Here is a 12019-nt window from a genome sequence, read left to right as displayed (position 1 = left end):
TCTGCACAAGTCTTCGGGGCCCACACGGCGGTCCCGTGGTCACTCCGGTACAAGCCAGGCTCAGAACGATCGGTGGTGTCAGCCGCCTTCGCGAGCAGTGAGCCGATGACCTGCCAGGACGCTGCGTGGTGGGTTCGCTACTGCGACGAGATCCTGCCAGTTACGGGTCCCGCAGAGGAGGCACCGGATCCGTCCGGACTCCTTCGCCGCAGGTCAGCCGTATAAAGTGAGTTTTCCGGTCCGGATGACCAAGTGCGGCGGAAGTAAGGGGTGGAGGCCTTGAGTTCCGACTCAGGGGCACGCACAAGCTTCGCGGAGCGTCTCGCGCTGCTGTACAAGGAAGCCGGCAACCCGCCCCTCAAGCGTGTGGCCGAAGCGGTCGTCCGCCTCCAGCGGGTCGACGAGCGCGGGCGACCCGTACGCGTGTCCGCCCAGCGGATCAGTGACTGGCGGCGGGCCAAGAACGTGCCGGCCCAGTTCGCCGCCCTCGCCGCGGTGCTCCACGTCCTCATCCCCGAAGCGCGCCGCGAGCGGCCCGCGCCCGTGTCCCCCGGTCTCTACGACATGGCCCAGTGGCACCGCCTCTGGGAGCTCGCCGTCGCCGATCCCGTCGGCGAGCGCGCGGCAGCCGGTCCCGACGGCACCCCGGAGAGTGGGGAGCGGACGGGGAGCGGGGGTGGGGACGGGGCCGGCAGTGGTGGGGCCGGGGTTCCTGGGGTCTGCCCCTATCGCGGGCTCGCCTCCTATCGGCAGCAGGACGCCCAGTGGTTCTTCGGTCGCGAGCGGAGCACCGACGCCCTCGTCGCCCAGCTCCGCGCCGCCGAGTCGGGCGGTCTCGTCATGCTCGTGGGCGCGTCGGGAGCCGGGAAGTCCTCCCTCCTCAATGCCGGGCTGGTGCCGACCCTTCAGGGGGGTGCCTCGCTGGCCCGGGAATCGGGCAGTGCGTGGGTCGCCGGGCCTGTCATTCAGCTCGTACCCGGTGCCGATCCCCTGACCGAGCTCACCCGGAACATCCCCGAGCTCGCCCGTGTCCTGCCCGCCGGGGAGGACGACCCGGGTGCGGAAGCGGACGACGGCGCTCGTGCGTGTGCGCAGGGCGTGCGGGAGGCGATCGCGGCGTGGGGCGAGCGTTCCGCCGCCGAGGAGGAGGGGTCCATCGGCCCGGAGGCGGCCGCCCGTCCCGTGCCCGTCATCATCGTCGACCAGTTCGAGGAGACCTTCACCCTCTGCCCCGACGAAGCGGACCGTCGGGCCTTCATCAGGGTCCTGCACGCCGCCTGTTCCCCCGCCGAGGGCGCCGACCGCGCTCCGGCCCTCGTCGTCCTCGGGATACGGGCCGACTTCTACGAGGAGTGCCTCGGGTATCCGGAGCTGGCCGATGCGTTGCAGCACCGGCACATGGTGCTCGGGCCGCTGACCAGCTCCGAGCTGCGCAAGGCGGTGACCGGGCCCGCCAAGGCCGTGGGGCTCGAACTCGAGCCGGGGCTCGCCGAGCTGATCGTGCGGGAGGTGAGCACGGACGGGCCGCGCGGGGCGCACGACGCGGGTGTGCTGCCGTTGTTGTCGCACGCGCTGCTCGCCACCTGGCAGCGGCGGAAGACGGGGCGGCTGACGCTGGCCGGGTACCGGGCGGCGGGCGGTATCCAGGGGGCCGTCGCGGCGACCGCCGAGCGTGCCTGGTCCGGGCTCGACCCGGCGGCGCGGACGGCGGCGAGGCTGCTCCTGCTGCGGCTCGTCCGGCTGGGCGAGGACACGCAGGCCACCCGGCGGCGCGGTACGCGGCGGCAGCTCGCGGAGGAGTCGACCGACCCGCACAAGACGGAGGAGTCCCTCGAAGCGCTGGTCCGCGCCCGGCTTGTGACCCTCGACGCGGAGACCGTGGAGATCACCCACGAGGCGCTGCTGCACGCCTGGCCGCGCCTGCGCGACTGGATCGACGAGGACAGGAACGACCATCTGCTGCGGCAGCGGCTCGAGGAGGACGGCAAGTCCTGGGAGGACTCCGATCGCGACTCGTCGCTGCTCTACAGGGGGTCTCGGCTCGAGCAGGCCCGGGAGTGGGCCCGGGACGCCGGAGACACGTATCTGACCAAGGGCGCCGTGGAGTTCCTCGCCGCTTCGGCACGGCTGCGCAGGCGCATGGTGTGGATCAGCCGGGGCGCGGTGGCGACCCTCGTCGTCCTGGCGATGGTCGCCGTCGTGTCCGCGGTCGTCGCCCGACAGCAGCGGGACGACGCCGTGTTCGAGCAGGTGGTCGCGGAGGCCGACCGCGCCCAGCACACCGATCCGTCCCTCTCCGCCCAGCTGGACCTGGTGGCCCACCGGCTGCGGCCCGGCGACGAGGGCACCCGGAACCGGCTGGTCTCGATCGTGAACGCGCCGCTCGCCACCCCGCTCCTCGGCCACAAGGGCGCCGTCTACCTCACCTCGTTCAGCCCGAACGGGCGGCTCCTCGCCACGGCGAGCTACGACCGGACCGTACGCCTGTGGGACCTCTCGGACCCGACGCGCCCCGAACCGCTGGGCAAGCCCCTCACCGGGCACAAGAGCTGGGTGAGCACCGCGGTGTTCAGCCCGGACGGCAACACACTGGCCAGCGCGTCGGACGACGGCACGATCCGGCTGTGGAACGTACGGGACCCGCGGAATCCGCGGCTCCTCGGCAGCCCCGTGACCGGACAGGGCGGAGCCATCTACCTGCTCGCCTTCAGTCCCGACGGGCAGACCCTCGCCGCCGCCAACGAGGACAAGGCCGTGCGTCTGTGGGACGTGGACGAGCCGCGCGAGCCGAAGCGGATCGCCACACTGACCGGGCACACCCAAGCCGTGCGTTCGGTGGCGTTCAGCCATGACGGGAGGACCCTCGCGGCCGGCGGGGACGACGGCACGATCCGGTTGTGGAGCACGGCCGACCCGCGTCGGCCCGAGCCCGTCGGCACGGTGCTGCGCGGGCACTCGACCACCGTGCACTCCGTGGCCTTCAGCCCGGACGACAACACCCTCGCGAGTGGCGGCGCCGACAACACGATCCGGCTCTGGGACGTCTCCGACCCGGAGCACGGCACAGCGCTCGGGACGCCGCTCACCGGACACACCGGTCCGCTCTGGTCGGTGGCGTTCAACCCGGCGGGCACCATGCTCGCCGCCGCGAGCGCGGACAGCACGGCGAGCCTGTGGAACGTCCGCGACCCGTCGCATCCGTCGCAGGTCGGCGAGCCGCTCGCGGGCAGCAGCGGGGAGATGTACGCCCTGGGGTTCAGCCCCGACGGGCGGTTCCTCGCCACCGGGAGCGGCGACAACAAGGTCCGCCTCTGGTCGATCTCGACGGGGGACATGCTCGGCCGGATAGGCGCGTTCCGGCCGGACGGGAAGGTGCTGGCGACAGCCTCGCGGGACGAGAAGGTACGGCTGTGGGACGTGGAGCGGCCCGAGCGGCCCGCTCCGCTCGGCAAGCCGTTCCGGCCGGGTGAGGGCAACGTCCGGGCGCCGGTGTTCTCACCGGACGGCCGTACGCTCGCCGTGCTCACGGGTAACCGCGCGGTGCAGTTGTGGAACGTCGCCGATCCGAAGCACCCCGTCCCCTACGGGCCGCCCGTCCGGCTGCGGACCCGGTTCGCGGCCGCGCTCGCCTTCAGCAGGGACGGCCGGACACTCGCGACCCCCTACACCGACCGCACCATCCAGCTCTGGGACGTCACCTCTCCCGCCCGCCCGCGCAGGCTCGGGGAGCCGCTCACCGGCCATCAGGGGTACGTCAACTCCCTCACGTTCGGGAAGGACAGGCGCACCCTGGTCAGCGGCAGCGCGGACGGCACCGTACGGCTGTGGAACGTGACCGATCCGCGGCGCGCCGTGCCCTTCCAGGCGCCCCTCAAGGGTCACCAGGGTCCCGTCAACCAAGTCGTCTACAGCCCGGACGGCCGCACGCTGGCCAGTGGCAGCGACGACGGCACGGTGCGGCTCTGGGACATCGGCGACCCGCGCGAACCGGTCCGGCTCGACGCCTCCCTCGCGGGCCACACCGACGCGGTCGTGTCGCTGACGTTCAGCAAGGACGGCCACAAGCTGGCGACGGGCGGCAACGACAACACGGTGCGGCTCTGGAACGTCGCCGACCCCACCGACACCTCCCCCATCGGGCAGTCGATGAGCCCCAACACCAAGATGGGCAGCTTCCTGTCGTTCAGCCCGCAGAGCGACATGCTGGGGGTGGCGAGCGGCACGGATACCGTCCGGTTGTGGAACTTGGACACCGAGGAAGCCGTTAACCGTATTTGCTCGACCACTCGGGGTGTTCTCACGCGGGAGAAATGGGATGAGTATCTGCCCCGCCTCTCGTACGAGCCGCCGTGCGACGAGTAACGGGGCACTGCGCGGCGAGTAACCGATCGCCGCGCGCAGAGTAACGGACGGTCCGTTTCCACCCGCGCCCGCGCCTTTTCGGCCAGAGTCCTGCCCGTTCGGGCACCCTGCCTGCCTTCTCGGCCGATCAGCCGGGTACGTGATCCCGATCACAACTCCATACTTTATTCGCGGAGTTGACTCCCACTATCCATTCGACCTTGTTAGTGTTGGAACAGAGCCCGATCGCTGGTGCATCCCCCGTCGCCAGCGATCGGGCCCTTCCATTTGCGTCGACGCTTTTACCTTTTAGGCACGAGATCGTTTCGTAGGGAAACTTTCCGTCGAAGTCGTCAACTCCTCTTTAGGAGTCGTAGGGTGTGGGCCGGTCCCCCGACGACGGACGGTGAGCGCGATGCCGAAGGCATACGAGCAGATAGCGGATGACATCCGCCGCTCCATCCGCGCGGGCCTGCTGCGGCCGGGAGAGCGGCTGCCCGCCGAGACGAAGCTCGCCGAGCAGTACCGGCGCAGCGTCCCGACGCTCCGCGACGCGCTCCGCCTCCTGCGGGAGGAAGGGCTCATCGAGAAGGAGCACGGGCGCGGCAACTTCGTCCGCAGGCCCCGCGCCGGCGTCGTCCGCGACAACTCCCGCCACCAGTGGGAGAAGAACCGCGTGCACCAGCCGGAACAGCGCAGGGCGCGCACCAGCGCCACCGAGCACGACACCGGACTCGAACTCCAGGACCTCGTCTTCCACGCGGAGTACCGCGAGGTCCGCGCGGACGAGCCTCTCGCGTCCGCCTTCGCCGTTCCGGAGGGGACGCCCCTGATCGAGCGCTCCTACCGGACGCGGTACGCCGGCGAGGACGCCCCCTTCAATCTGGCGACCTCCTATCTGGTCCGCGACCGGATCGCCGGGAACCCGGACCTCCTGGACGACACCAAGGAGCCGTGGCCCGGCGGCACGCAGAACCAGCTGGCCACCGTCGGCATCGAGCTCGACCGCGTCGAGGAGCGCCTCACCGCCCGGCCGCCCACGCCGGAGGAGGCCACCGAACTGGAGCTGCCGCCCGGCACGTCCGTGCTGCTGCTCCGCAAGACGTCGTACGACACGGAGGGCCGCGTCGTCGAGGTCGCCCACGTCATCCTGCCCGGCGACCGTACGGAAGCCGTCTTCACCACTCCCCTGGAAAGGTGGTGAGTGCTGCCGTGCGCCGGCGCATCATCATCGTCACCGCCGTTCACGCGCCGTCGGCCCCGTTCCTGTCCGACGCGTACGCGTCGCTGCTCGCGCAGGAGCTCCCCGAGGGCTGGGAGTGGCACTGGATCGTCCAGGAGGACGGCACCACCGACCGGGTCGCGCCGCACGTCCCGGACGACGAGCGCGTCACGTTCCGGCAGGGGCGGCCCGGCGGCCCCGGTGTCGCCCGCACCATGGCGCTCGCGCACGCCGACGGGGAGTACGTGAAGGTCCTGGACGCCGACGACCAGCTCGCCCCCGGCGCGCTGGCCCGCGATCTCGCGGCGCTCGAAGGGGACCCGGCGCTCGGCTGGGCCACGTCACGGGTGCTCGACCTGCTGCCCGACGGCTCCACGGTCGGCTTCCCCGGCGACCCTGAGCACGGGCCCGTCGAGCGCATGACGGTCGTCGACCACTGGTCGGGGCACGACTACCGTGCGCCGGTCCACCCCGCGACGCTCTTCGTCCGCCGCGAACTGCTGGTCGCCCTGGGCGGCTGGATGGCGCTGCCCGCCTCGGAGGACACGGGTCTGCTGCTCGCGCTCAACTCCGTCGCGCGCGGCTGGTTCTCGTCCGAGGTGGGACTCCTCTACCGCAAGTGGGAGGGCCAGGTGACGGGCCAGAGCGCGCACACCGACACGGCGGAGCGGAACGCGCGCATGGCGGTGGTGGCGGAGCGGGCCAGGGCGCTCTCGGCGTTCGAGTGGCGCTTCCCGCCGACAGCGGACTGACCTCGCCGCACACCGCCCGCCCCGCACACCGCCCTGCCCCGCATACCACCCACCCTCAGAGCGTCTCCGCGTCGACCCGTGAGAAGACCAGCTCCGTCTCGCCGGTGATCGGCTCCCGCCACCGCACCGGGGGCGCGGGGCGGCGGATCGCGGCCGGGTAGGTGTCGGGGGCGTACTCGTTGGTCAGCCGGTACGCGTGAAAGCCCGCGTCGCTCATCGTCTTCATCAGCTCGTCCACGGAGTCGCCGAGTTGCTCCATGCGGTCCGGCGTCACCTCCACGGCGATCTCCACGTCCTCGCGGAGACCGCCCAGCGCGGGCGCGAGTCCCCGGACGACGCCACCCTCCGCCCCCTCCACGTCGATCTTGATCACGCGCGCCCGGGCGAGCTCGTCGGGTGCCAGGAGCTCGGGCAGCGGTACGGCGTCCGACTCGAAGGTGGACTCGGCGGGCCCGTCGTACGGGACGATGCTGTTCGCGCCCATGTTGTTCGAGCTGGCGAGGATGAACGTGAGCCGCTTGTGCGCGTCGGACACCGCGGCGTTGACCGCGCGGATGTTGGGGCGGGCGTTCAGCTCGGCGTGCAGCAGCACGCGCTCGTGGAACGCGGGTGAGGCCTCGACCGCCACGACCCGCCCCTCCGGGCCCACGAGCCCCGCCCCCAGGACGGCGAAGTAGCCCACGTTCGCGCCGACGTCGACGAAGACGTCCCCGGGCCCGAGGCGCCCGCGCAGCCACCGCGTCATGTGCGGCTCCCAGGCGCCGAACAGGTACACGTAGCGCTGGATGAGGTCCTGGGTGTCGACGGCGAACCGGTTGCCGTACCGGTCGGCGACGACGCGGCGGCGCGGGTTCTCCCGGAGGCGTGGGTTCAGGAACCGGGCGGCCAGCGCCGCCTTGCCGGCGGTGCCGGGGGCGTCACGCACGTACCGCCGCCCGAGCGTGACCATCGTCTCCGAAAGCCTCGAAAGCCTTGAAAGCTGCGAAAGCTCCGAAAGGGGGGTGCTCATTCGATCGCCTCTCCGTCGCGCGCGCCTTCGCGGCGGTCGCTGTCGCGGTCGAATGAACCGTATCCGCCCCTCCCCCGCCCGCTACCTCCCGGCCCGGTCGAACGGCAGGTCCAGCATGCGGATCGCGTTGCCGCGCAGCAGCTTGTACGCGATCTCCTCCGGGAGGTGGCCGACGTGCTCGGCGGCGACCTCCTTGGTGTGCGGCCACGTGGAGTCGACGTGCGGGTAGTCGGTCTCGAAGGTGGCGTTGTCGACGCCGACGGTCTCGATCGCCTCGATGCCGTGCTTGTCGCGGAAGAAGCAGCAGAAGATCTGCCGGTAGTAGTACGTCGACGGGGGTTTCGGGATCAGGTCCTTCACACCGCCCCAGGCCCGGTGCTCCTCCCACACGTCGTCGGCGCGTTCCAGGGCGTACGGGATCCAGCCCATCTGACCCTCGCTGTACGCGAGTTTGAGCCGGGGGAACTTCACCAGGACGCCGCTGAAGAGGAAGTCCATCATCGACGCCATCGCGTTGTTGAAGGAGAGCGAGGCCTGGACCGCGGGCGGCGCGTCCGGGGAGGCGGCCGGCATCTGCGACGACGAGCCGATGTGCATGTTCACGACGGTCCCGGTCTCCTCGCAGGCCGCGAAGAACGGGTCCCAGTACCCGCAGTGGATCGACGGCAGGCCCAGGTACGTCGGGATCTCGCTGAAGGTGACGGCCCGCACCCCGCGTGCGGCGTTGCGTTTGATCTCGGCGACGGCGAGGTCCACGTCCCAGAGCGGGATCAGGCAGAGCGGGATCAGCCGGCCGCCGCTGTCGCCGCACCACTCCTCGACCATCCAGTCGTTGTAGGCGCGGACGCAGGCGAGGCCGACCTCCTTGTCCTTGGCCTCGGAGAACGTCTGGCCGCAGAAGCGGGGGAAGGTCGGGAAGCAGAGGGACGCCTCGACGTGGTTGAGGTCCATGTCCGCCAGGCGGGCCTTGGGGTCCCAGCAGCCCTTGCGCATCTGCTCGCGGGTGATGCCGTCCAGTGTCATCTCGTCGCGCGAGAATCCGACGGCGGCGATGATGCGCTTGTACGGGAAGATGCTGCCCTCGTACTCCCACCAGTCGGTGATCTGTCCGGCCGGGTCCGTCGTGAACTTGTACTTGCCGCCTACGTACTCCAGCTCGCCGATGCCCGCGGTGAAGGGTTTCGGTCCCCGGTCGCGGTACTTGGCCGGGAGCCACGTCTCGAAGAGGTGCGCGGGCTCGATCACGTGGTCGTCCACGCTGATGACCCGGGGGAGTTCCTTGCTGCCGTCCTCGCTGCTGACCACTGCTGTGCCCCCTACTGCTGCCGCTGCCTGCCGGTTTCCACGACCCGAATCTGACGCTCCATCAGATTTGCCTTCCGACCGAGGTTATGGCCTCCCCCCGCCGTCGGCAAGCGTCCGCCCCCAACTCGACCCCTTGCGTCTTGCGGCCCGATCCGCTGAACTGACGCCCCGTCAGGTTGCCTTGGGAGGCCGCGCAATGCAGACGATCTGGCTCGGCGGAGCCGAGTGGGTGGCCGTACTCCGGATCGGGATCGGCCTGTGGTGGCTGGAGAGCTGGCGCCACAAGGACAAGAAGGAGTGGTTCGGCGGCGGCGGCATCGGGTGGGCCGCGGGCATCGCCGAGAAGCACCGGTGGTCCGCGGTGCGCGAGGGCTTCAACGTGGTGGTGAAGCCGCGGCCGCGCGTCATGGCGTACGTCGTCGCCTACGCGGAACTGGCCCTGGGCCTCGGCCTCATCGTCGGATTCCTCACGCCGATCGCCCTGATCTGCGGGTTCGTCCTCAACCTCGTCTATCTCATCCTGATGATCCACGACTGGGCCGAGCAGGGACAGAACCTCATGATGGCGCTGGCGTCGTTCGTCGCCTTCTTCACGATGAGCTGGCAGGCGTGGTCGCTGGACGACGCGCTGGGGATGTTCCTCTGACCACGGGCGACTACGGGCGACCACGGGCGCGACCCCGGCCCGCTCTCGTAAGATCGTCCGGTCATCTCAAGAGGACGTGGCTGGGGGCGGGTTGGGTACGGGAGAGCAACTCGTGACCGTGGGGGCCGTCCTGCTCGGCGCGCTGTCGACGCACGCGACCAACTACCTGATGGAGCGCTCCCGCAACCGTCACCAGCTCCAGACCCGCTGGGACGACAAGAAGGTGGAGGCGTACGGCGCCTACGTCGACGCGGCGAAGGCGAGGATCGCCCTGGCCGTCCGGCTCTACGAGTTCCGCGAGCACGCGCGCTACGCCGACCGCTCGGAGGAGGAACTCCGCGCCGACCTCGCCGACGCGGACCGGATCTGGGGCAGCGCCTTCGAACGGGTCATGCTGCTGGGCGGCGACGACGCCATCGAGGCGGGGCACGAGCTCAACGCCCTGATCGCCGAGGTCGACTGGCAGGCCACGGGACTGATCACCGGGAACCTCGCGGAGTGGCGCGACCGGAACCGCGCCGCGTTCCGGGCCATCAACGACTTCCACGAGGCGGCACGGCGCGACCTCGGAATCCAGGGAAGCGTCGTGGGCGAGAAACACCCCGAGAGGGACCTGCTGCTCCCGCCCGTGGAACGCACCTGACGTTTCCCCGTACTGCCGCCGTACGTCTGGCCAGTTGAAGCCCGGGCTGGCACCCTGCCGCACATCCGGCACGATCCGCCCGCGGAGAGGGAGACGGCCATGACGGAACGCAGCCACGCCGCACGTGCCAGGAGCGCGGCTCTCCGCGCCGCCTCGGTCTGCCATCACGTCGAGCGGCACGAGGCGCCGGAGCACGTCGTCCGGAAGGCCGCGCACGCCGCCCGCGTGGCGCTCCAGGCCCTCGCCGTGCTCTCCGAGTCCGCCGCGGATCCGGCGGCGGACTCGCGCTGCGCACGCAACGCGGCGGCGGCCGCGGCCCAGACCGCGCAGATGGGACAGCTGCACGACGGCGAGAGCGAACTCGCCGTCGCCGCCTGCCGTGCCGCGCTCGCGGCGTCGCGGGCCGCGGCGGCCGCCGCGGGCCGGGAGGGCCTCGGTGTGGACGAGGCCCTGAACACCGCGGCGGACGAGGCCGAGACGGCGGCCGTCGCGGCCGCCGGGCGCGCGGGCTGGATGCGGCCTGGGCAGCGGCTCCCCGAGATGTCGGCCGGCATGCGCAGTCCCGAGCTGCTGTCGATGATGCACTTCTGACGTACGGGCGGCGCGCGGCGGCGGACGGATCAGTGGTGGAACGCCGGTGACTCCGGAGCCCCCGTCGACCCGCCGGACAGCCGGACCACGGCCGCCCGCAGGTCCTTGGCGAGCAGCATGAGCTTGTCGTGTCCGATGCCGTGCCTGACCAGGACCCGCTGGATCACGGTCTCCTGCCGCTCGGGCGGCAGCGGGTACGCCGGGACCTGCCAGCCTCGGGTGCGCAACTGCTCCGTCAGGTCGTAGAGCGTGAACCCCGGGGACGCCGCGCCGTCGGTGAGGGTCCAGGAGACGGCGGGCAGGGCGCCGCGGCCGTCGTAGAGGAGCGTGAAGGGGCCCATGGCCGCGACCTCGTCGGCCAGCGCCCGCGCACTCGCCGCGCACGCCTCGTACACCTTGCGGTAGCCCTCGCGGCCGAGCCGCAGCAGCGTGTAGTACTGCGCGACGATCTCGCCGCCGGGGCGGGAGAAGTTGAGGGCGAAGGTGGGCATGTCGCCGCCGAGGTAGTCGACGTGGAAGACCAGGCCCTCGGGGAGGTGGGCCGCCGTGCGCCAGACGATCCAGCCGACGCCGAGCGGCGCCATCCCGTACTTGTGGCCCGAGGAGTTGATGGAGACGACCCGGTCCACGCGGAAGTCCCAGACCAGGTCGGGCTGGAGGAAGGGCGCGACGAAGCCGCCGCTCGCCGCGTCCACGTGGATCGGCACGTCGAGGCCGGTGTCCGCCTGGATCGCGTCGAGCTCGGCGGCGATCTCGGCGACGGGTTCGTAGTCGCAGGTGAAGGTGACGCCGAGGATCGCGACGACACCGATGGTGTTCTCGTCGACGTACTCGCGGAGCTGGTGCGGCCGCAGGCCCGTCGCGCCCGGCTCCAGCGGGACCTGGCGCAGCTCCACGTCGAAATAGCGGGCGAACTTCTCCCAGCACACCTGCACCGGGCCGCAGACGAGGTTGGGCCGGTCCGCCGGCTTGCCCGCCGCCCTGCGCGCCTCGCGCCACTGCCACTTCAGGGCGAGGCCGCCGAGCATGGCCGCCTCGCTGGAGCCGGTGGTGGAGCAGCCCATCGTGGGCTCGCCCTCGGGCGAGTTCCACAGGTCGGCGAGCATGTGGACGCAGCGGGACTCGATCTCCGCGGTCTGCGGGTACTCGTCCTTGTCGACCATGTTCTTGTCCATGCAGACGTCCATCAGGCGGTGCACCTCGGGCTCCGCCCACGTCGTGCAGAACGTGGCCAGGTTCTGCGACGAGTTGCCGTCGAGCGCCAGCTCGTCCTCGACCATCGCCGCCACCGCGCGGGGGTCCGAGCTGTGCTCGGGGATGCGGTGGGCGGCCAGGTTCCGCGCGCTGATCGGTGTGCTGTAGATGTCGTCGTACGTCTGACGGGTCCCGGTGGACACCTGGTGCAGTCCCACGATGACGCTCCTCTCACCTCGGAACAGACGTGAACGGCTCCCACCCTCACAGACCGCGCGGAAGGTGCGGGTAAAGGCGCGGGTCGCTCGGAAGGTGG

9 protein-coding genes are annotated in these 12019 nt (G+C 71.2%); 6 read left to right on the top strand and 3 right to left on the bottom strand.

Annotation, left to right across the window (positions count from 1 at the left end; all coding sequences use genetic code 11):
* The first annotated feature begins 270 nt into the window (after positions 1–270).
* The 3 genes from AC07DO_RS13525 to AC07DO_RS13515 all read left to right on the top strand — a co-directional run bounded on the left by AC07DO_RS13525 (position 271) and on the right by AC07DO_RS13515 (position 6315).
* Positions 271–4362 (top strand): nSTAND1 domain-containing NTPase, encoded by a 4092-nt coding sequence (locus AC07DO_RS13525; RefSeq protein ID WP_479059345.1) that lies wholly within the window; start codon positions 271–273, stop codon positions 4360–4362.
* Positions 4363–4756: 394 nt separating this feature from the next.
* Complete coding sequence (locus tag AC07DO_RS13520; protein WP_479059344.1) at positions 4757–5545, top strand: GntR family transcriptional regulator; 789 nt, start codon at positions 4757–4759, stop codon at positions 5543–5545.
* Positions 5546–5553: 8 nt separating this feature from the next.
* Positions 5554–6315: a glycosyltransferase family 2 protein gene (locus AC07DO_RS13515; RefSeq protein WP_479059343.1), complete on the top strand. Its 762-nt coding sequence runs from the start codon at positions 5554–5556 to the stop codon at positions 6313–6315.
* Positions 6316–6370: 55 nt separating this feature from the next.
* Here the strand turns inward: AC07DO_RS13515 and AC07DO_RS13510 are convergent, their stop codons facing one another.
* Together AC07DO_RS13510 and AC07DO_RS13505 are read right to left on the bottom strand one after the other, a co-directional pair.
* Positions 6371–7264, bottom strand: coding sequence for an FkbM family methyltransferase (locus AC07DO_RS13510; protein WP_479059341.1), 894 nt, complete (start codon positions 7262–7264; stop codon positions 6371–6373).
* 141 nt (positions 7265–7405) lie between these two features.
* Positions 7406–8629 carry an amidohydrolase family protein gene (locus AC07DO_RS13505; protein WP_479059339.1) on the bottom strand — a complete coding sequence of 408 codons (1224 nt, stop codon included), beginning with the start codon at positions 8627–8629 and terminating at the stop codon, positions 7406–7408.
* A 196-nt stretch (positions 8630–8825) separates the two neighbouring features.
* Here AC07DO_RS13505 and AC07DO_RS13500 point away from each other — a divergent pair, with 196 nt between their 5' ends.
* From AC07DO_RS13500 to AC07DO_RS13490, 3 genes are all read left to right on the top strand, one after another.
* Positions 8826–9275, top strand: a complete 450-nt coding sequence (locus tag AC07DO_RS13500; RefSeq protein WP_479059338.1) for a DoxX family membrane protein — start codon at positions 8826–8828, stop codon at positions 9273–9275.
* 112 nt (positions 9276–9387) lie between these two features.
* A complete protein-coding gene (locus AC07DO_RS13495) occupies positions 9388–9918 on the top strand; it encodes a hypothetical protein (protein WP_479059337.1) in 531 nt (176 codons plus the stop codon).
* Between the two features lie 99 nt (positions 9919–10017).
* Positions 10018–10509 (top strand): hypothetical protein, encoded by a 492-nt coding sequence (locus AC07DO_RS13490; protein ID WP_479059335.1) that lies wholly within the window; start codon positions 10018–10020, stop codon positions 10507–10509.
* A gap of 29 nt (positions 10510–10538) precedes the next feature.
* On the opposite strand, the gene gad is transcribed toward AC07DO_RS13490, so the two are convergent.
* Positions 10539–11921 (bottom strand): glutamate decarboxylase, encoded by a 1383-nt coding sequence (gad, locus tag AC07DO_RS13485; protein WP_479059334.1) that lies wholly within the window; start codon positions 11919–11921, stop codon positions 10539–10541.
* Between the last annotated feature and the right edge of the window lie 98 nt (positions 11922–12019).

Source organism: Streptomyces sp. NPDC045678 (assembly GCF_056432085.1).
This window is presented reverse-complemented; position numbering and strand designations above follow the sequence as displayed.